The sequence below is a fragment of the Bradyrhizobium sp. ISRA442 genome (assembly GCF_038085055.1).
GTDB lineage: Bacteria > Pseudomonadota > Alphaproteobacteria > Rhizobiales > Xanthobacteraceae > Bradyrhizobium.
The window spans coordinates 1-19491 of sequence record NZ_JALGCN010000011.1 but is presented as its reverse complement, the minus strand read 5'-3'; the positions used below and the strand labels follow the sequence as shown (position 1 = coordinate 19491).

Genomic DNA, 19491 nt, shown 5'->3' with positions numbered 1-19491 from the left:
GCTAAGCCTCCAGAAACCTCCGGCAATGCCCTGCCGGAGGTTTTTAATTTTGGGGAGTTGGCGTTCGCCTTAGCCGCGGATGAAGCGCGCGCGTGAATTCGGCCGATAGGCGAGGCGGCTGTGGCCGGTGCAATAGGACTGGCCGTCGGGCGCGACATTGCCGCAGAAGCAGAAATCGGCCGCGCCAGGCGTTGAGATCGGCCAGCGGCAGCGATTCTTGCCGAGCTCCATCAGCGAGCAGCGGTTGGCCTCGTCGATCGGCTCAAAGATTACAGGACGTTCGGTCTCGCCGTAGATCGTGGCGAGCATTTCGTATTGCAGCCGCGGCACTGCCTTCGATGCGCGCGCCGGCGCAAAGCTCTTGTCCGGGAGCCTGCGCTCGTCGCTCGTCCGGCCGCGCGTGAGATTGAGCCGGGACAGCTTGCCGATCACGGCATTGCGGCTGACGCCGATGTCGGCGGCGATCTCGCGGCAGGAGAGGCCGGCCTCGAAGTGCTGTCTCAGAAGTGCGATTCGTTCGTCGGTCCAGGTTGGTGAAGGTGCAGGCATCGGTGACGGTCCCAGGTTGCAGATGATCGCCGGCCACCTCCCAAGTTCTGTCCGCGTCCCTCGTTCCTGCGCCTCACGTCCTCCCATTGTCGCGAATCGACAGCAAGCCGTCCTTAATGGCGAGACGGATGCCTTCCTCGATCAATGTCCGCGCGACGCCGGGAACGCTCGTGCCGTGGGTGCCCTGTCTCACCAGTTTTTCGAGATACGTGATGGTCGAGAGCGCCAACGTTACGGGTATGCGGTCAGTCTCGGCTTTTTCGGTGGCCATGGCCCGAACGCTAGCCTCTTACTCAGGTACATAAAAGTAACGATTAAGACTCTATTTAGGTTCGTCTGGATGTCAAATCCGAATCGTAACCAAGCCTGAGGTCGTTGGAATCGCTGGAGAAAAAGCCTCGCACGCAAGCGCGCCGCGCGGAGGTGCCGGGCGGCGGACAAGCGGGAGAGGAGGGAAGGAGGCGGGGTGGCCTAGCCGTGCACGACCGATTTGGCGATCATACAGTGGATGCCCTTTGAGCCGTTGACCGTCTGCGTCACGCGCAAATCGGCGGCCAGGCTGCACAGCGTATAGGCGTCCTCGCGCGACAGGTTTCGCTTCTCGCCAAGCAGCGCGATCATGTCGCGCAGCGCGCGGACCACGCACTGGTCGAGGTCGGGGTCCATCGCCATGGTCATGTAGTGCGACGGCGTTTCGGCGCGCGGGTAGGCGAGCTTCATGTCCTTGCGCAGCGTGAGACGGAAGCGGCCCTGCAGTGCGGTCTCGATCGCGGTGACGCAGACCTCTCCGTCGCCCTGCACGCCATGGCCGTCGCCGCAGGAGAACAGCGCGCCCGGCACGAACACCGGCAAATACAGCGTTGCGCCCGGGACCAGCTCCTTGTTGTCGAGATTACCGCCCATCGCGCGCGGAATGAGCGAGGAGATGCGGCCCCACGCCGGCGGCGGTGCCACGCCCATCACGCCGAAGAACGGTTTGAGCGGCAAGTCGAGGCCCCAGGGCAGGCGGCCGACCATGCGCGACCGATCCAGAGGGATGTTGAGGATGCGCGGCTCATGGAAATCTTCGGGCAGGGTACCGGACAGAGGCCGGATCAGATTGTAGCCCCAGTCCTGCCGAAGCTGCACGTCGAGGATCTCTACCTCGAGCACGTCGCCTGGTTCGGCGCCGCCGATCGCGATCGGACCGGTGAGGATGTGGCCGGGCAGCATGCGCTCGGACTTTGCGTGCACCTCGAGCAGCTCGGGCGGAATATGAAATCGGTTGCGGTCGGGCACCACGTCCGGGCCGCCGCTGATGGTGTCGATCGTGACCTCATCGCCGCTTTCGATCGTCAGCACCGGCCTGAGTTTGGCCTCAAAGAAGCCCCAGTGGCAGGTCTCGGCACTTGCATGCAGGTGGTGATGGTTCATCGATCACATCCGGTTTTCATCAGAACTCGCCATTGCCGGGCTTGACCCGGCAATCGAACCTCTTTCAAGAAGATTTCTGAAGATGGATGGGCAGGTCAAGCCCGCGCGTGACCGCTCGATCATTCCTGCGAGGCTCCCCTGTTTTTCGTCCTGTCCAAGACGCTCGGCGTCGCATTGTTGCCGATCAATTTCATTGTCGAGCTCGGAATCCTGTCGCTCGTTCTGATGGCGACGCGCTATGCGGCGCTCGGCCGCAAGCTCGCCGGCACCGCGCTCATTCTGCTGGCGCTCGCTGCTTTCTCGCCGCTCGGCAATCTCCTGCTTTATCCGCTGGAGTCGCGCTTTCCGCCGTGGGATCCGTCGCGAGGCGCGCCCGACGGCATCATCGTCCTCGGAGGTTCGGTCGACCCGGACTTGTCGGCCGTGCATGATGCGCCGATCGTGCGCCACGCAGCCGATCGCATGCTGGCGCTGGCCGAGCTGGCGCGGCGTTACCCGAAAGCGCGGATCGTCTTCACCGGAGGCAACTCCGACCTGATCTCGGGCGATGCCAAGGAGGCCGATTGGTCTGGCATCATCCTGGAAAATATCGGCATTCCCAAAGAGCGCCTGATCATGGAGCGGAACTCGCGCAATACCTACGAGAATGCGCTGTTCACGAAGGAGCTGGTCGCGCCGAAACCCGGCGAGCGCTGGCTTCTCGTCACCTCGGCCTTTCACATGCCGCGCTCGATCGGGCTGTTCCGCGCGGCCGGATTTGATGTCGAGGCCTATCCGGTAGACTGGCGGATGGGAGGACGCGAGGATCTCTTCACCTTCACCAATTCAAGCAGTGACGGGCTGACCCGCACCGACGTTGCCGTGCGCGAATGGATCGGACTCGTCGCCTATCGCCTGGTGGGCCGGACCGCGGATTTGCTTCCGGGACCGGCCAAGGATTAGAAACGACGACAAAACGAAGATGACCGGCGCAGCGATCGCCGGGCCGGAGGACGCCATGCAGCGAGAGAGTGCAAAGACGATCGATCTTGCCGGCCTCGTGGCCGATCTCAACAGCCTGTTGCGGCTGAAGACGACCGTGATCGGCATGAAGCTGTTCGCGCGCGCCGCCGACATGGAGGCAGTCCCGAAAATCCGGCGGCCGAACGCGATCCACACCACCGACCAGATCGTCAGCATGGCAGCGCGGCTTGGATGGACCGTCGGCATCACTGCCGACGATCTCGTCGGCGCCCAGTGCCGCGCGGTGATTGGCCTCGCACCGCAGGACGAGCAATGGCTCGCCGGCGAGAACTATGTCGGCGTCTGGCACGGCACGGCGGAGGATGCGCGCAAGCGCCAGGAGGCGCTCGACGTCGTGCCGTTCGGCCAGTACCAGGCGCTTGCGGTGAGCCCGCTCGCGAGCGGCCGGCTGAATCCGCCCGACATCTGCCTCGTCTATGCGACGCCGGGGCAGATGATCATCCTCATCAACGGGCTGCAATATACCGGCTACAGGAAGTTCGAATGGGGCGTCGTCGGGGAGACTGCGTGCGCGGATTCCTGGGGGCGGGCGCTGAAGACCGGCGAGCCCAGCCTATCCTTGCCATGCTATGCCGAACGGCGCTATGGCGGCGTGCCGGACGAGGAGATGCTGATGGCACTGAAGCCGGATCATCTCGCCAAGGCGGTTGAGGGCATGAAGGCGCTGGCCAAGAACGGCCTGCGCTATCCGATCCCGCCCTATGGCATTCAAAGCGACGTCCGTGCCGGCATGGGCGTGAGTTACGGAAAGAAGTAAGGGCCGCACCATGAGTTCTGCGAAATTCGACATCGTCGTCTACGGCGCGACCGGTTTCACCGGCCAGCTCGTCGCCGAATATCTGGCCGCGCACTACAAGGACGACAAGGCGCTCAAATGGGCGATGGCCGGGCGCAGCCTCGACAAGCTCAAATCAGTACGTGACGCAATCGCTGCGCCCACGGACACGCCGCTGATTGTCGCGGATGCGGCCGATTCGGCATCGCTGAACGCGATGGTGGCCCAGACGAAGTCGGTGATCACGACCGTCGGACCTTATCAGCTCTATGGTGAGGAGCTGCTCGCCGCCTGCGTTGCCACCGGCACGGATTATTTCGACCTCTGCGGCGAGCCGGTCTGGATGCGGCAGATGATCGACAAGCACGAAGCGGCGGCCAGGACGAGCGGTGCGCGCATCGTATTCTCCTGCGGCTTCGATTCCGTGCCGTTCGAGCTCGGTGCGTTCTTCGTGCAGGAAGAGGCCAAGCGCGTGTTCGGCGCAGCCGCCTCGCGCGTGAAGGGCCGCGTGCGCGACATGCGCGGTACGCTCTCGGGCGGCACCGCGGCGAGCGCAAAGGCAACATTCGATGCCGTCGCCAAAGATATCAGCCTCGTCGCGATCCTGAACGATCCGTTCGCGCTGACGCCCGGATTCACCGGCCCGAAGCAGCCGAAGGGCAACAGGTCGATTCTTGAGGAGGACCTGCAATCCTGGGCCGCGCCTTTCATGATGGCGCTGATCAACACGCGCAACGTCCATCGCTCCAACATGCTGATGGGTTTTCCCTACGGCAAGGAATTCGTCTACGACGAGATGGTCCTGACCGGTCCCGGTGAGAAGGGCGAGGCGAATGCGAAGCGTGTGATGGCCGCCAATGCTGAGAAGACGGGCCCGAATGCGCCGAAGCCGGGCGAGGGGCCTTCGAAGGAAGAGCGGGAAAACGGCCGCTTCGATCTGCTCTATGTCGCGATCGCGCCCGACGGCCACCAGGTTCGCGCCGGTGTCACCGGCGACCGCGATCCCGGCTACGGCTCGACCTCGAAGATGATCTCGGAATGCGCGATCTGTCTGTTGCGTGATGCACACGACGTGCCCGCGGGAATCTGGACCCCGGGCGCAGCGATGCAGCACAAGCTGATCAAGCGGCTTCAAGATCACGCCGGGCTGACGTTCAAGGTGGAAAGCTAAGCTCGAGGCCGTTGCAGGAAACCCGACCCGTGTCGTCGAAGTTTGACATCGTCGTTTACGGCGCGACCGGATACACCGGCCAGCTCGTCGCCGAGTATATCGCCGCGCAGTACGCGGGCGACAGCGCGCTGACATGGGCGATGGCCGGGCGAAGCAGGGACAAGCTTGCGTCGGTTCGCGACGCGATCGGCGCACCCAGTGACACGCCGCTCATCGTTGCCGATGCGTCCGACCCCGTCTCGTTGCGCGCGTTGGTCAACCAAGCCAAGCTGGTGATCACCACCGTCGGTCCGTACCAGCTCTATGGCTCCGATCTGCTCGCCGCCTGCGTTGCGTCGGGCACCGACTACATGGATCTCTGCGGCGAGCCGATCTGGCTAAAGCAGATGATTGACAGGCACGAGGCGGAGGCCAAAGCGAGCGGCGCGCGCATCATGGTCCCCTGTGGCTTCGACTCGGTGCCGTTCGAACTCGGTGTATTCTTCGTGCAGGAGGAAGCTCGGCGCGTGTTCGGGGCGCCGGCGCCACGCGTCAAGGGGCGCGTCCGCGACATCAGTTGGAAGTTCTCCGGCGGCACCTCGGCGAGCGCAAGGGTGACCTTCGAGGCGGTTGCGCAGGACCTCAGCCTGGTGTCGATCCTCAAAGATCCCTTTGCATTCACGCCCGGCTTTGAGGGTCCGAAGCAGCCGCGCGGTAACAAGCCCGTCTTCGAGGAGGACCTGCAATCCTGGGCCGCGCCATTCGCGATGGCTACGCTCAACACGCGCAACGTCCATCGCTCCAACATGCTGATGGGCTTCCCGTATGGCAGGGACTTCGTCTACGACGAGATGGTGCTGACTGGGGCAGGCGAGGAAGGGCAAGCCAACGCGAAGCGCGTGATGGCTGCGAACAGCGAAAAAACCGGCCCCGAAGCGCTCAAGCCCGGCGAGGGCCCTTCGAAGGAAGAGCGCGACAACGGTCATTACGACCTGCTCTATGTTGCGATCGCGCCCGATGGCCGTCAGGTCCCCGCTATCAAGGGCGATCTCGATCCTGGCTACGCATCGACGGCGAAGATCATCTCCGAATGCGCGATCTGCCTGTTGCGCGACACGCCGGACGTGGCGGCCGGTCTCTGGACACCGGGCGCAGCGATGCAGCACAAGCTGATCAAGCGGCTTCAAGATCACGCCGGGCTGACGTTCGCGGTGGAAGCATAGGCGGCACGCTGTCATGCCCCGCGACGGCGGGCCATCCAGCACGCTGCGGCCTCTCGGTTCATCACGACCGTCCCTGGAATACTGGATCGCCCGCTTTCGCGGGCGATGACATCGTGATTGCCGCTACACCGCCCGCGCGTCATACGCGTACATGAACTCCATGCTCTTCGCGCCGAGTGGCAGTAGCCATTTCATCATCTGATTGCGGACCCACGCGCCGGTGGCGCTGAATTCGCGCTTGCTGTTGCCGTTGCGACGGGCAATCGCGACGATCTTCTCGGCGCGCGGGCGGCGCTCGGTCTCGAAATTCTGGAAGGTGAGGCCGAGCTCCTGGCCGTCCTGCATCAGCCGCGCCAGACGCATCGCGTCCTCGAGCGCGAGCGAGGCGCCCTGGCCGGCATGCGGGCTCGTCGCATGCGCGGCATCCCCAATCAGCAGCGAGCGCTTGCGCGACCAGGTCGGCAGGGTCGCAACGTCGAGCGTATCCGTCACCACGATGTTTTCGGCGGCCTCGATGATGGCCGGGATCGGATCGTGCCAGCCCCGGTGGAAGTCGCGCAGATGTTGCTTAATCGTTGCCTGATCTTGCGCGCGGAACATCGCCGCGTCCATGCCGTGCGCGGGCTGCGTGCTCCACCACATCGCGCCGTCATTCGGATCCGGACTGCAAAAGGCGTAGCCGAAGAAGCCGCTCTGCCCGAACGTGGTGACGACGCGCTGGCCGATCGCCGTGCCGTCGAGGACCGCGCGCGGCACGAAGCCGCCGAAACCGATCAGGCCGGTGTCGAAGGGGGCCGGCCCGTCCGGGATCACCTGGCGGCGTACCATGGAGTGCACACCGTCCGCGCCGATCAGGAAATCGCCTTCGGCGGTGGTGCCGTCGGCGAAATAGGCGATGATCGGCTGGTCGCCGCGATCCTCGATCTTGATCAGCCGCTTCTCGAAATACAGCGACACGCAGGAGCACCAGGCCTTGTCGATCAGCATCTCGTTCAGCGTGGCGCGGCAGACGTTGACCGCAGGCTGGCCGAAGCGGCGCTCCATGTCGCGGTTGAGCGAGCCGAGCCTTTGGCCGCTCTGCGAGCAGAGGTCGAAGGATTCCGCGACCGAGCCACGGCTGATCAGCTCACCGGCAAGGCCGATCTCGTCCATCACTTGCATGCCGTTTGGCGCGATCTGCAATCCGCCGCCGATCCCCGTGGAGTACGGCCAGGCCTCGTAGATCTCGGATTCGATGCCGGCACGGCGGAGGAGGATGGCCGCGACGGGCCCGGCAATGCCGGCGCCGATGATCAGGGCCTTGCGGGGACGGTTGGACATGGCTTGCTCCGGACGTTTCCGTGGTGCTAGGAGAAATTACGGTCGCTAAATCTCTTAGTGACTAAGATATATATCGAATAAGAGAAGAGGTCGGCCTTGTCAAGGACGAAGGCGCGCGCGGCGTTGTTGCAGGAGTTGGAAGAGGCGATGCGGCGGTCGTCCGCGCAGGGCGTGCTCTATGGCCAAGCCGTTGCGAACATGGCGGGAATTGCCAATTCCGACCTCGAATGCATGGACATCCTGTACCTGGAAGGGCGCGTCACCGCCGGCCGGCTCGCCGAGGTCACCGGGCTCACAACAGGCGCGATCACCGGTGTGGTGGACCGGCTCGAGAAGGCCGGCCTCGTGCGCCGCGAGCGCGACGATGCAGACCGCCGCAAGGTCTTCATCGCGGTCGTGCCCGAGGCTGCCATGAAGATCGGCCAGTTCTACGTGCCGATGCAGCAGGCGATGGAAAAGGTGTTCAATGCCTATTCCGACGAGGAACTGCGCCTGCTGCTGCGCTTCGCGACTGAAGGCTATAAGGGCGTGCTCGCGGCAACCGAAGCGCTCAAGGGCCTTCTCGATACGCCGCCGGAAAAGCGGCCCGATCTCAAGCTGAAGAAGCTTCGTCGCCAGTCCTGATCTTGTAGGCCTGGGCGGCCGCGATCATGCCCCACATCGCGCCCAGCATCATCCAGAAGTGACGCCAGTGGTCGGTGTCGATCACGAAGCTCTCGCCGACGGTGCCGACGAACGCGGAGAAGATCGCCAGATAAGCCCGCTGCCAGGGCACGCGGACGAAGATATGGCGGAAGCCCATGATCACGGTGGTGAAGACCAGCGCGGGATAGCAGATGCCGGACAGCCAGCCGCCCGACATGAAGGCGTTCAGGTAGGAGTTGTGGGTGTCTTCGGGGAAGTAGCGGTGGAATTGCAGCGGTCCGATGCCGAACGGCAGGTCCAGCGCCATCTCGGCGCCGAGGATGTGCCGGCCGAACCGGCCGAAGCGGCCTTCGTCATAGCTCTGGTCGAAGCTCGCGCGCTGCTTGAACATCTCCGCGACGGAGTCGAATGACAGGAGGATCGCGATCAACGCGAGCCCCAGTACGGCGGCGACCAGAGCCATGATGATGATGCGCGAACGCTGCGCGTTGCTCCGGCTGGTCAGCACCATCAGCGCCAGCATGAACGCGGAGGTCAGGACCAGGCCACCCCAGGCGGCACGGGAGAAAGCGAGCAGGATCGCCAGCGCCATGATGCCGAAGGCGATGACGTTGCGGAACGACTTAGACAGACCGTCGGAGACCACGCTCTGGAGCGAGAACAGCGCCGGCAGGATCAGGAAGGCGCCGAGCACGTTGGGATCCTTGAAGGTGCCGCGCGCGCGCTCGTAGAGCGTCAGGAGGTCGTGTCCGCCGGGGACGAGGTTGAAATAGCCGGCGATGGCGGAGAGCGAGGCCACCATCGCGCCGACCACGAGTCCGCGGCAGAGCATGTCGAGCCGCGCGGTCGTGTCCTCGGTGGTGACCATGGCGAAGAACACTACGGTGACCGCCATGTACCAGGACGTCGCGATCCAGCTTGCGACCTCGGACTTTTCGAACAGCGGGATTGCGCTGATGGTGTAGCCGACGTTGAGCAGGACCAGCAGCAGCACCAGCGGCATGAGCACGAGCCTCAAGCGCAGGCCGGTGGCGAAGAAGGTGACGGTGGCGAGCAGCGTCACGATCTCGTAGGGGCTCGGCTCAATGAATACGACCGCACCGGAGGCGCCGACCAGCCAGACCAGCGCGCGCTGGAGCGCAAGCACGCCGGGCGCAGCCGGTGCGGCTACGTTCAGTCTCCCGGCTGTCGCCGCATACGCCATCACACGCTCATACGCCTACGCAACTGGTACACACAAACTTCCGCCGTCATGCTCCGCGAAGGCGGGCATCCAGTAACCCGCGCTGCCAGTGGCAGCCTCCGCTGCCGGTGATTACTGGATCGCCCGGTCAAGCCGGGCGATGACAGCGCGGTTCTGGCACGACAATCTCAATACGCGTTCTCGCTCTTGGTCAGCAGCGAGACCGGGGTCTTCAGGAGAATGTAGAGGTCGAACAGCACTGACCAGTTCTCGATGTAATAGAGATCGAACTCGACGCGCTTCTGGATCTTCTCTTCATTGTCGATCTCGCCGCGCCAGCCGTTGACCTGGGCCCAGCCGGTGATACCGGGCTTGACGCGGTGGCGCGCGAAATAGCCGTCGACGGCCTCGTCGAACGGCCGGCTCTGAAGCTTGCCCTGCACCGCGTGCGGACGCGGGCCGACCAGGGAGAGATTGCCGGAGAAGACCACGTTGAAGAGCTGCGGCAGCTCGTCGAGGCTGGTCTTGCGAATGAAACGGCCGACGCGGGTGACGCGCGGATCGTTCTTGGTGACGACCTTGGCGGCGAGCGGATCGGCCTGGTCGTGATACATCGAACGGAACTTGTAGACGTCGATGCGCTCGTTGTTGAAGCCGAAGCGCTTCTGGCGGAACAGCACCGGGCCGCGGCTGTCGAGCTTGATCGCGATCGCCACCAGCGCCATCACGGGGAGCGCGGCGAGCAGCGCGAGGCTGCCGACGATACGGTCGAACAGCCATTTCATCACCAGATCCCAGTCGGTGATCGGCGCCTCGAACACGTCGAGCGTCGGCACCTCGCCGAGATAGGAATAGGAGCGGGGGCGGAAGCGCAGCTTGTTGGTGTGCGCGGAGAGGCGGATGTCGACCGGCAGGACCCAGAGCTTCTTCAGCATCTCCAGGATGCGCGTCTCGGCCGAGATCGGCAGCGCGAACAGCACGAGATCGACCCGGGTGCGGCGGGCGAACTCGACGATATCGTCGACCTTGCCGAGCTTGCGCGCGCCGGCGCAGGTGTCGAGCGCGCGGCTGTCGTTGCGGTCGTCGAACACGCCGAGCACGTGGATGTCGGAATCCTCCTGCGCGTTCAGCGCCTCGACCAGCTCCTCGCCATTGCGGTCGGAGCCGACGATGATGGTGCGCCGGTCGAGCCGGCCCTCGCGCGCCCAGCGGCGCACCAGCGTACGCAGCACCAGGCGCTCGACGATCAGCACGGCAAGGCCGAGAAAGAAAAACGCGGCGAGCCACAGTCGCGATACCTCACCGCCGAGCTTGGCGAAGAACGAGGCACCGATGAACAGCAGGAAGACGAACGACCAGGACGAGATCATCCGCGTCATCTGCCGAAGCTGTCCGCGGAAGAGCTGGACCTGGTAGATGTCGGCGGACTGGAAGCAAACCACGGCGGCGACGGCAACACCGACGATCGCCGCGAGATACTCCCAGCGGAAGCTGGTGAGCGGTACGACATAGCCGACATAAAGCGTGACGCCGACGAGGCTCAGCAGCACGAAATCGGCCAAGCGCACGAAGCCGGCGATTACGATCGGCGAATAGGCGCGGGCGACCTTCTGGTTGACGACCTCCAGGGCCGCCGGCGAGAGGCGGCGACGGCGTTCGACGAAGGGCTTTTCAGCAGGTTTTGCCGCGGCACTGGTCGCGGCATCGAGCATCGAGCGTGCGTTGAGCGGTTCCACTAGCGTCCACGTCCATTCCAACAAACCCGCGGCGCGACCGTGCACCCGGGCGAGCATCCCCCGGCACTTCGCTTATCGGACAAATCGGAAGATTTTCTAAAGCGGCCTTAAGAATGGTTAATGATTGGCAAATGCATCGCGGTAGCCCGCGAGCACACCATCGACCATCGCCTGCTGGGAGAAATGCGCCGAGATGCGCTCACGCAAGGACGCGGCGCGCCGCGCGGTCGCCTGCGTGTCCTCGAGCGCTGCCGAGATCGCCTCCGCCATCGCGTCCGCGTTACTGGGCGCGAACAGGGCCGGGCTCTCCGGGCCGAAGATCTCCGGAATGCCGCCGACCCGTGCCGCGATCATCGGAATGCCGGCCGCGCCCGCCTCGATCACGACATAGGGCATGGAATCGCCACGCGAGGGAACGACGAGCAGCCGCCCCTTGGAGAAGCCGTAGCGCGCCTTGACGTGGCCGATGAAGCGGATCGCACCGGTCAGGCCGAGTTTCTCCACCTGTGCCTTCAGCGCCGCCGTCTCCTCGCCGTCGCCGCCGAGCGTCAGCGTGACCTTGCGGCCCTGGGCATGCAGGCGCGCCACCGCATCGACCAGGAGGTCGGCGCCCTTGATGCGTCTGAACTCACCGACATAGGCGAGGTCCGTCGCATCGTCGGCGGTGACGACGGGTTCGAACTCCTCGGGCGTGACGCCGTTGAAGACGCAGTGGACCACGCCCTTGGGCGCGCCGACGATACGCTGATAGGTGTCGCGGGCAAATGCGCTCTCGAACAGGAACAGGTCGGTACTGTCCATCAGCGCGCGCTCGAGCCGCGCGTAGAACTCGCCCTTGAACGTGTGCAGCGGATAATGCAGCGAGCCGCCATGCGGCGTGTAGATGCGGATGGTGTCGTCGGTGCGCCGCCGCATGCGGATGAAAGCGCCGGCCTTGGCGCCGTGGCCATGCATGACATCCGGCTTGAGCTTGGCGATCAAGCGCCGCATGCGCAGCCACACGAGAAAGTCGTCCGGTGACGGCTCGCGGCGGATCGTAAGCCTGTGCACACCGAGCTTCAGCCGCGGCGCGAGTTCCGTGAGCGCCTTCTCGGCGCGCTCGCCGCCGGTGAGACTGTCGGCGAGGATCCCGACATGATGTCCGCGATCGACCTGGCCATTGGCGAGGTCGAGGATGTGCCGAAAGATGCCGCCGACGGGCGCGCGCACGGCGTGCAGGATGCGAAGCGGCTGGTCGGAAGAGGGAGGCATGATCAGAACCAGCGCTCGAAGGCGAACAATCCACTCAAATACGATGAGGATTAAGGGGCCTCGTGGTTAACAAACGGTGTTGGCGAGGAGAGCGCCGCTCTCGCTGCGGTGCGTGATTAACCCAGCGGCAACCTTAATGGAGTGTAATTGTCGCGGTCGAGGTAAGGTCGCGGCGTTGCCCTGCGGGAGTGTGAGATGCGTTTGGCGTTCTGGCGTGCCGGCAAGGACAAGGCCGTGGTCGAGCGGGCTGTCTCGAAGACCAAAGCCAAGCCCGAGGCCAAAGCCAAGGTTGAAGTCCAACCCGCGTCCGCCGCGGTGAAGCAGGCGCCAGTTGAATCCGGCGACATCGATCTGCACGCGCTGGGCGCAGCACTGGCGCGCAAGCGTGGCTGGATCGTCGTGCCGACAGTGTTGGCGCTCGTATTGTCGGTCGCCGGCGTCAATCTGGTGACGCCGCGCTACAAATCCGAGTCGCGTATTCTCATCGACGGTCGCGAGAACGTGTTCCTGCGACCGAACAGCGAGCGCACCGAGGAGCGGCAGGCGCTCGACCCCGAGGCCGTGACCAGCCAGGTACAGCTCGTGCTGTCGCGCGATCTCGCTCGCGAGATCATCAAGAAGAACAAGCTGGCGGAACGGCCCGAATTCGATCCGGTGCTGCAAGGCATCTCACCGCTGAAATCGCTCGCGGCGTTGGTCGGCATCGGCCGTGATCCGTTCTCGATGACGCCGGAAGAGCGCGTACTGGACGCCTATTACGACCGCCTCCAGGCCTACGCCGTCGATAAGTCGCGCGTAATCGTGGTCGAGTTCCAGTCGACCGATCCGGAGCTCGCCGCGCGCGTCGCCAATTCGATCGCCGAAGGCTACCTCGTGCTGCAACAGAATGCCCGCCAGGACCAGGCGCGCAATGCGAGCCAGTGGCTGGCGGGCGAGATCGAGAATTTGCGCAAGAAGGTCTCCGACGCCGAAGCCAAGGTCGAGGATTTCCGTTCCAAGTCGAGCCTGTTCGTCGGCACCAACAATACGACGCTGTCGAACCAGCAGATGGGCGAGGTCAACACCCAGCTCAACAATGCGCGCGCGCTGAGGGCCGACGCCGAGGCCAAGGCGAGGCTGATCCGCGAGATGCTCCAGAGCGGCAAGCCGATCGAGGCATCAGAGGTCCTGAACTCAGAACTGATGCGGCGGCTGTCCGAGCAGCGCGTGACGCTGCGCGCCCAGCTCGCCGAGCAATCCTCGACGTTGCTCGGCAACCATCCGCGCATCAAGGAATTGAAGGCCCAGCTCGGCGATCTCGACACCCAGATCCGCGATGAGGCCGGCAAGATCTCGCGCTCGCTGGAAAACGACGCGCGCATCGCCGGCGGCCGGGTCGACAGCCTGACCACGAGCCTCGAGCAGCTCAAGAAGCAGGCGACATCGACCAACGGCCAGGACGTCCAGCTCCGCGCGCTGGAGCGCGAGGCCAAGGCACAGCGTGACCTGCTCGAGACTTATCTCGCCAAGTACCGCGAGGCCAACACCCGCGAGACCATCGATACCGCCCCGACCGAGGGCCGCATCATCTCGCGGGCTATCGTCTCGAACACGCCGGCCTATCCGAAGAAGCTGCCGATCGTGCTGATCGCGACGCTGGCGACGCTGCTGCTCTCGTCCGGCATCGTCGTCACCGGCGAGCTGCTGCGCCAGACTGCGCCGCGCGCGATGGCCGCACTCATCCCGTCGCCGCCGGAACCGGTGCGCCATGAGCCGGTCATTGATGCCAAGGTGACGGACGATTCCGTGGTTGCGGAGTCCGCGCCGCTGCAGCCGGACATGACGCCCGATGCGGACATCGCTGAATTTGCCGAGATCGAGCAACTGGCGGAGCGCCTGCGCGCCGCGGGCGTGACGGCGAAGAAGATTGCGGTGCTCGGCACCGCGGCTGGCGAAGCCATTACGCTGTCGACGCTGACGCTGGCCCGGCACCTGGCGCGGGACGCCCGGGTTGTCGTGGTCGATCTCGCCGCGTCCTCGCCGACGATTGCCGCCGTGTCCGTCGATGCTTCGGCGCCCGGGCTTGCCGAGCTGATGCAAGGCGATGCGTCGTTTGCGCAGATCATTACCAAGGACAAGCTCTCCCGACTGCATCTGGTCATGGCCGGCCGCCCGGGTTTCGATCGCAGCCTGCTCCAGTCGCCGCGGGTGACGCTCGCGATCGATGCGCTGCTCAGGGTCTACGACCACGTGCTGCTCGATGCGGGCAGCGCCTCCGACCTGCCGGCCGAACTGCTGACCACCAATGCGCGCGCCGTCGTGGTGCCCGATGCCTCGATGGGCGCAGACGCGCGCACGCTGATGTGCGAGCAGCTCAAGGCTGTCGGCTTCAGCGAGGTGACGATGCTGAGCAAGCCCGTGCAGCCGTCGGATGCGCCGGAAGCGCTGCGCGTGGTGGCGGCGTAGGCGTTCTTATACCCTCTCGCCGAAATGCCGTCTGCGCTGCCGCAAAGCGTCGCCAAAGCTGTGCGGGCGCGGATGATCGCGCGTCAATTGAAGTAGGAGCTGTCGCGGGTCGTTCTCGGCGCCGCAATCGGCTTGGGCTCGAGGCGCGGCAAATCGAACGCAATGTGATCACATCGATGTCGCGCCAATGACACGCTTTGCGCAAGAACGGGTGTCGTAATGACAAACATCTGGATCGGATGGCACGGCGGACGTAACCGGCTTGACGATCTTGAAGGGCCCCGACGTGCGACATCGTCGGGGCCCTTAGTCTTCTCCTTGACGTTCGGGCGGGTCACGACATGCGGCATTTCGTCGATTTTATTGTTCATCCGTTAGTTGCGGAACTTAGCACCAGCGGCACTGTCCCCAGCGCGTGCAGCCGCCGCCGCACCCACCGCAGTCACGCCTGGCCCGGCAACCGCCACGACCTCGGCAGTTGTAATCGCGAACGAATGACCTTCATTCGGGGTAGCTAAAAATCGACACGCGCGGCGCCCGGCGTTTCCTGACGACGAAGCGGCTTCGGGCAGCATGTTAGCTAAGTTGGTCGTTGAAGCCCGGGAGAGTTGACCCACTCGTCGATGCGAGCTGCCGTGTCAGCTTGGCTGGCCTTTCTCGACAATTCCTCCCTCTCCCTACCAGGCATTCTCTTCGCCTGCTCGCGACCCTCCTTCGCGAGCTGGTCTTGAAGAGATACTGTCGGTCCAAAAGGGTTTCGCATGACGCTACTCCAGCGTGTGGATGGCGATTGCAACTTTCGGGTGCTCGGCGGAGGTGATGCTCGCAAATTGGAGTTTCTACCTTCTTGCCCACGAAGGCCAGTCTCATTTTTGTGAAAGACCTGGAAGGAGCTTACCTTCGATATTCCGTCAGAAGTGGTGTCACGATATTTCGCAACAGGCGCAGTTCAATCCACGTCGCGCTAGGCTACCTGTCGGCTTGCTGAGAGCCGTGCAAGCTTGTCAATAGCGCTAGATTGCTGACGCGCTCTCCGCTACCCGAACGCTCGCCGCAGCTTTCGTGCGAGATCGAACAGCATCTGGTTCTGCTTGACCAGGCGCTTGCCGTGGCTCAGCGACGACATCGCCATCGCCGCGAGCCTGCCGCGCGAAGTCAGCGGGATAAAGCTGTCGAAAATCTCTTCGTCGTCCTTGCAGAACATCCGCTTGTAGTCGTCCGAGCCGATGCCGAGGTCGAGCGCGCGGTAGCCGCGTTCGGCGCCGCGGTCGATGATGTAACGCATCAGGATCAGGCCGGGGCTGTAGCGCGCATGGTCCGACAGCGTGTAGGTGTTGAACATCATCGAGAAGCGCTGGTTATCGGCCACGCCCGCAAAGACAGCGATCACCTCGTCGTCGCATTCGAGCGCATGGATGTCGATGACGCGGCCTTCACCGCGCGGCATCAGGCATGCGCTGCGGATGAACTCTTCGACGCCGGGTTCGGCGAAGACGTTCGGCAGCTTCTGTTCCGCCATGCGCGCCGGCTTGATGCGGAAGAACCAGTCGAGCAGGCGGGTGACGTCCTCGTCCGTGGCGGCGAGGTGATAGCGATACCCCGCGAGCGTCTGGAGTTTCTTCTCCTTGCTCTTCAAGCGGCGGCGGAAAGAATTGCTGATCCGCGACTCCGGCGGACCGCCCGGCTCCATCACAAGCACCGGGCAGCCGTTGATCGCGCTCTGCCGCGGCAGCAGCGCGAACGGGTTCTGCTGATCGTGCCAGCGTAGCGGCTGCTGCGTCAGCGCCAGCACATCGACATTCTCGTGCAATGGTGCAAACAGCGCGTCGAGATCGGCGGTGACGGCCTGCGCAGCGAACTCGGCGTTCCACAGCCCCATGTTGAAGGTCGAATGCTTGCCGCCCATGAAACAGACCGTGCGTACGCCATGGCTCTGGCGCAGCGAGAGCGGAAGCAGCACCAACGGCCGACCCTCGGCGTCGTAAGCGATCACGATGAAGGGGCGGGCGGCGTCGTGTTCGCCGACCAGCCGCTGCCACGGACTCAACAGATCGAAGCGCTGATAGGGTGTCGAGAGGTGGCCCGGCTCCTCGAAAGCGCGCCAAACCGGCTCGGCCTTTCCGAGATCACTGACGACGTCGACATGGGCGATGCGGCTCGCTTTCGACCGCGCTGGCGCTTCTGCCGTCCGGCTTTGCATCGCCGCAGCCATGGTCATTCGCGAAACCTGTCGAGAAAACGAAAATTTGCGTATTTCGGCCTGTGGCCGACCTTTGCAAACAAATGTCAACAAAGGGTAAGGACAATGGCGGGGGGCGCCGCTGGCGGACGTGCGGGAAGGTGGGACTTTGGCATCCGACGACAGATGGCTGGAGCGGCTGCGCCTTGAGCTGGCCTGGTTCACTGGCAGGCCCCTGCTGCGCGGGCGCGGTGCCGGGGCCATCCTGCGCTTTGAGCGCGTGCGGCCGCGGCGGCGCGGCGCGTTCCAACCGCTGCGCGCCCGTGAGATCACGCCGCAATTCCTCGACCGTGCCATCGGCGCGCTCAAGCGCTGGAAGTTTGATTTCCTCGGCATGGAGGACGTCTGCCGGCGCGCGGTCACGCTGCCGGAGAAGCGACGTTTCGTGGCGCTGACCTTCGACGGCACCGATAAGGGCCTGATCAACTTTGCCTATCCGGTGCTGGCGCGTCATGGCGTGCCATTCACGGTTTACATTCCGACCGCCTTTCCCGATGGCGTGGGTGAAGCCTGGTGGCTCGCACTCGAGCAGATGATCGCGCGCGAGAGCCGTATCAGCCTGATGATGGGTGAGAAGGAGCAGCGCTTCGTCGTCACCAGCGTTGCGGACAAGCAAGCACTGTTCACGTTCATCGAGAGCTGGCTGCGGACGCTACCGCCGGCCGACCTGTCGGCCGCGGTCCACGACCTCTGCACGCGCTACGGCATCGATCTCGCCGCCATCTCGCGCGAAGCATCGATGGACTGGCAGGATCTGGCGAAACTCGCGGCCGATCCGAACGTCACTTTCGGCAGCGCGACCGTCAACTATCCCGTTCTAGCCAACATGAAGGATCCGGCCGCACTGCGCGAGCTGACGATGGGCAAGGCGGTGGCGGAAGCGGCCTTTGGCCGCGAGATCCGGCACCTTGCGTTCCCGTTCGGCGATCGCGCCTCGTTCCGGCGCAGCCATGTCGTGATGGCGGAGCAGGCGGGCTTTGCCAGCGCGGTATCGACCATATCGGGCATCGTGGATGCGGAAGGGCGCACCAACCTGCGCGCGATGCCGCGGATTTCGTGGGACGGCCGGGTGCGCTCGCTGCGCGTGCTGCGGGTGCTGGTGTCGGGCGTCGCCTTTGCGCCGATGAGACCGACCGGCAGCGGGCAAGCGGACTAGGCGCGGTCGGGCCGCTGCATCCAGCTCACGATCGGCATCGCCGGCAAGACCCAGCCCATGCCCGCCACGACGTAATAGATCGCCTGCCGCCAGCCGGATTCGGCGATCCACGGCATCTGTGCCAGCGCCATGCCGAGCAGGGCCCAGACGGCGGCCAGCACCAGGAGCGCGATGGTGCCGAGGAACTTGCGGGTGCGGATCGTCATGACGTGAGCTTTGCGGCCTTTTGCGTAACTTGCGCGGCGGGAGCGGGGGACTATAAGGGGCACGCAGTCCCGTTCAAGCCTTGGTTTTGCTCCTGAAATGACGACGGTTTCCGCCCCGACCAAGTTGCATCACGCCCTGCGCTGGTGGCTTATCTGTGTGGCCGCGCTGATCGCGCTGATGGTGCTGGTCGGCGGTGCGACACGGTTGACCGAGTCCGGGCTGTCCATCGTGGAATGGAAGCCGGTCACTGGTACCATGCCGCCGCTCTCGGAGGCGCAGTGGACCGATGCGTTCGAGGCTTACAAGAGGATCCCGCAATATCGCGAACTCAATGCCGGGATGACTCTCTTCGAGTTCAAGGAGATCTTCTGGTGGGAATGGAGCCATCGGCTGCTCGGCCGTTTCATCGGCGTCGCCTATCTCCTGCCGTTCCTGTTCTTCCTGTGGCGCGGGGGCCTGCCCGGTGACCTGAAGCGGCGGCTATGGCTGCTGTTCGCGCTCGGCGGGCTCCAGGGAGCGGTCGGCTGGTGGATGGTGGCCTCGGGCCTCTCGGAGCGGGTCGAGGTCTCGCAGTATCGGCTGGCGACGCATCTGGTGCTCGCGCTCCTGATCTTCGCCGGTATCGTCTGGACCGTGCGGCGGCTTGCCGAGCGGCCGCAGATCGTTGCGCCGGTGCGGCTGAGGCTGACGAGCGCCTTGCTCGTGGTCCTGACCTTCGTGCAGATCTATTTCGGCGCGCTGGTTGCGGGCCTGCGTGCCGGGCGTGCCTACAACACTTGGCCCGAGATCGACGGCACGTTCATCCCGTCAGCGGACCGGCTGTGGTTCGAGACGCCGTGGTGGCGCAACATGTTCGACAATGTGCTGACGGTGCAGTTCGAGCACCGCATGACGGCGTACGCGCTGTTCGCGCTGGCGGCACTGCATGCCGTCGACGCGTTGCGGTCCCGCGCCGGGACGGCGGCGCGCGGCGCGCTGTGGCTGTTTGCGGCCGTGAGCCTGCAAGCGGTGCTCGGCATCCTCACGCTGCTCAATCAGGTCCCGATTGGCCTTGCGCTTGCGCACCAAGCGGTTGCGATCGCCGTGCTGACGCTTGCGGTGATGCAGGCGGAGCGGCTCGCCGCGCGGCAATCGGCGGAGGCGCAGCCGCGCGCGGTGCCGGTCGGTCAGGCCGGT

17 protein-coding genes are annotated in these 19491 nt (G+C 64.6%); 8 read left to right on the top strand and 9 right to left on the bottom strand.

Going from position 1 to position 19491, the window contains the following annotated elements:
- Positions 1–69 precede the first annotated feature (69 nt).
- From MTR72_RS22635 to MTR72_RS22625, 3 genes are all read right to left on the bottom strand, one after another.
- Positions 70–549, bottom strand: a complete 480-nt coding sequence (locus tag MTR72_RS22635) for a GcrA family cell cycle regulator (RefSeq protein WP_280970589.1) — start codon at positions 547–549, stop codon at positions 70–72.
- A 73-nt stretch (positions 550–622) separates the two neighbouring features.
- Complete coding sequence (locus MTR72_RS22630) at positions 623–820, bottom strand: hypothetical protein (protein WP_007603456.1); 198 nt, start codon at positions 818–820, stop codon at positions 623–625.
- A gap of 200 nt (positions 821–1020) precedes the next feature.
- Positions 1021–1962: an acetamidase/formamidase family protein gene (locus MTR72_RS22625; RefSeq protein WP_280970590.1), complete on the bottom strand. Its 942-nt coding sequence runs from the start codon at positions 1960–1962 to the stop codon at positions 1021–1023.
- Between the two features lie 174 nt (positions 1963–2136).
- Between MTR72_RS22625 and MTR72_RS22620 the strand changes: the two genes are divergently transcribed.
- The 4 genes from MTR72_RS22620 to MTR72_RS22605 are packed head-to-tail and all read left to right on the top strand — an operon-like array spanning position 2137 to position 6133.
- On the top strand, positions 2137–2904 hold the full coding sequence (locus tag MTR72_RS22620; RefSeq protein WP_280970591.1) for a YdcF family protein: 768 nt from the start codon (positions 2137–2139) through the stop codon (positions 2902–2904).
- Positions 2905–2959: 55 nt separating this feature from the next.
- On the top strand, positions 2960–3742 hold the full coding sequence (locus MTR72_RS22615; protein WP_280970960.1) for a DUF169 domain-containing protein: 783 nt from the start codon (positions 2960–2962) through the stop codon (positions 3740–3742).
- 10 nt (positions 3743–3752) lie between these two features.
- Positions 3753–4931, top strand: coding sequence for a saccharopine dehydrogenase family protein (locus MTR72_RS22610; protein WP_280970592.1), 1179 nt, complete (start codon positions 3753–3755; stop codon positions 4929–4931).
- A gap of 29 nt (positions 4932–4960) precedes the next feature.
- Positions 4961–6133 (top strand): saccharopine dehydrogenase family protein, encoded by a 1173-nt coding sequence (locus MTR72_RS22605; RefSeq protein ID WP_280970593.1) that lies wholly within the window; start codon positions 4961–4963, stop codon positions 6131–6133.
- Positions 6134–6256: 123 nt separating this feature from the next.
- Here MTR72_RS22605 and MTR72_RS22600 read toward each other — a convergent pair whose 3' ends face one another.
- Positions 6257–7453 carry an FAD-dependent monooxygenase gene (locus MTR72_RS22600; protein ID WP_280970594.1) on the bottom strand — a complete coding sequence of 399 codons (1197 nt, stop codon included), beginning with the start codon at positions 7451–7453 and terminating at the stop codon, positions 6257–6259.
- 147 nt (positions 7454–7600) lie between these two features.
- Between MTR72_RS22600 and MTR72_RS22595 the strand changes: the two genes are divergently transcribed.
- Positions 7601–8077 carry a MarR family winged helix-turn-helix transcriptional regulator gene (locus MTR72_RS22595; RefSeq protein WP_280970961.1) on the top strand — a complete coding sequence of 159 codons (477 nt, stop codon included), beginning with the start codon at positions 7601–7603 and terminating at the stop codon, positions 8075–8077.
- On the opposite strand, the gene MTR72_RS22590 is transcribed toward MTR72_RS22595, so the two are convergent.
- The 3 genes from MTR72_RS22590 to MTR72_RS22580 all read right to left on the bottom strand — a co-directional run bounded on the left by MTR72_RS22590 (position 8046) and on the right by MTR72_RS22580 (position 12268).
- Positions 8046–9302, bottom strand: coding sequence for an O-antigen ligase family protein (locus MTR72_RS22590; RefSeq protein ID WP_341511033.1), 1257 nt, complete (start codon positions 9300–9302; stop codon positions 8046–8048). The two genes, MTR72_RS22595 and MTR72_RS22590, sit on opposite strands and share 32 nt — an antisense overlap.
- Positions 9303–9469: 167 nt before the next feature.
- The gene (locus MTR72_RS22585) at positions 9470–11017 is read right to left on the bottom strand and encodes an undecaprenyl-phosphate glucose phosphotransferase (protein ID WP_341511032.1); all 1548 of its coding nucleotides are present in this window, start codon (positions 11015–11017) and stop codon (positions 9470–9472) included.
- A gap of 117 nt (positions 11018–11134) precedes the next feature.
- The gene (locus tag MTR72_RS22580) at positions 11135–12268 is read right to left on the bottom strand and encodes a glycosyltransferase family 4 protein (protein WP_280970597.1); all 1134 of its coding nucleotides are present in this window, start codon (positions 12266–12268) and stop codon (positions 11135–11137) included.
- Between the two features lie 195 nt (positions 12269–12463).
- On the opposite strand from MTR72_RS22580, the gene MTR72_RS22575 reads away from it, so the two are divergent.
- Positions 12464–14713 carry a GumC family protein gene (locus MTR72_RS22575; RefSeq protein ID WP_280970598.1) on the top strand — a complete coding sequence of 750 codons (2250 nt, stop codon included), beginning with the start codon at positions 12464–12466 and terminating at the stop codon, positions 14711–14713.
- A gap of 1036 nt (positions 14714–15749) precedes the next feature.
- Here the strand turns inward: MTR72_RS22575 and MTR72_RS22570 are convergent.
- Positions 15750–16931, bottom strand: a complete 1182-nt coding sequence (locus MTR72_RS22570) for a GNAT family N-acetyltransferase (RefSeq protein ID WP_341511031.1) — start codon at positions 16929–16931, stop codon at positions 15750–15752.
- Between the two features lie 130 nt (positions 16932–17061).
- On the opposite strand from MTR72_RS22570, the gene MTR72_RS22565 reads away from it, so the two are divergent.
- A complete protein-coding gene (locus MTR72_RS22565) occupies positions 17062–18108 on the top strand; it encodes a polysaccharide deacetylase family protein (protein WP_341511030.1) in 1047 nt (348 codons plus the stop codon).
- Here the strand turns inward: MTR72_RS22565 and MTR72_RS22560 are convergent.
- Positions 18105–18314, bottom strand: a complete 210-nt coding sequence (locus tag MTR72_RS22560) for a DUF2842 domain-containing protein (RefSeq protein ID WP_280970602.1) — start codon at positions 18312–18314, stop codon at positions 18105–18107. The two genes, MTR72_RS22565 and MTR72_RS22560, sit on opposite strands and share 4 nt — an antisense overlap.
- Before the next feature lie 97 nt (positions 18315–18411).
- Between MTR72_RS22560 and MTR72_RS22555 the strand changes: the two genes are divergently transcribed.
- Positions 18412–19491, top strand: a 1080-nt coding sequence (locus tag MTR72_RS22555) for a COX15/CtaA family protein (protein ID WP_341511029.1), incomplete at its 3' end; no start/stop codon positions are given.

Excerpts from the sequence above, each read along its gene's own strand:
- MTR72_RS22625 (WP_280970590.1), bottom strand. The coding sequence starts at position 1,962 with ATGAACCATCACCACCTGCATGCAAGTGCCGAGACCTGCCACTGGGGC.
- MTR72_RS22635 (WP_280970589.1), bottom strand. The coding sequence starts at position 549 with ATGCCTGCACCTTCACCAACCTGGACCGACGAACGAATCGCACTTCTG.
- MTR72_RS22590 (WP_341511033.1), bottom strand. The coding sequence starts at position 9,302 with ATGGCGTATGCGGCGACAGCCGGGAGACTGAACGTAGCCGCACCGGCT.
- MTR72_RS22595 (WP_280970961.1), top strand. The coding sequence starts at position 7,601 with ATGCGGCGGTCGTCCGCGCAGGGCGTGCTCTATGGCCAAGCCGTTGCG.
- MTR72_RS22560 (WP_280970602.1), bottom strand. The coding sequence starts at position 18,314 with ATGACGATCCGCACCCGCAAGTTCCTCGGCACCATCGCGCTCCTGGTG.
- MTR72_RS22575 (WP_280970598.1), top strand. The coding sequence starts at position 12,464 with ATGCGTTTGGCGTTCTGGCGTGCCGGCAAGGACAAGGCCGTGGTCGAG.
- MTR72_RS22600 (WP_280970594.1), bottom strand. The coding sequence starts at position 7,453 with ATGTCCAACCGTCCCCGCAAGGCCCTGATCATCGGCGCCGGCATTGCC.
- MTR72_RS22580 (WP_280970597.1), bottom strand. The coding sequence starts at position 12,268 with ATGCCTCCCTCTTCCGACCAGCCGCTTCGCATCCTGCACGCCGTGCGC.
- MTR72_RS22630 (WP_007603456.1), bottom strand. The coding sequence starts at position 820 with ATGGCCACCGAAAAAGCCGAGACTGACCGCATACCCGTAACGTTGGCG.
- MTR72_RS22610 (WP_280970592.1), top strand. The coding sequence starts at position 3,753 with ATGAGTTCTGCGAAATTCGACATCGTCGTCTACGGCGCGACCGGTTTC.
- MTR72_RS22615 (WP_280970960.1), top strand. The coding sequence starts at position 2,960 with ATGCAGCGAGAGAGTGCAAAGACGATCGATCTTGCCGGCCTCGTGGCC.
- MTR72_RS22570 (WP_341511031.1), bottom strand. The coding sequence starts at position 16,931 with ATGACCATGGCTGCGGCGATGCAAAGCCGGACGGCAGAAGCGCCAGCG.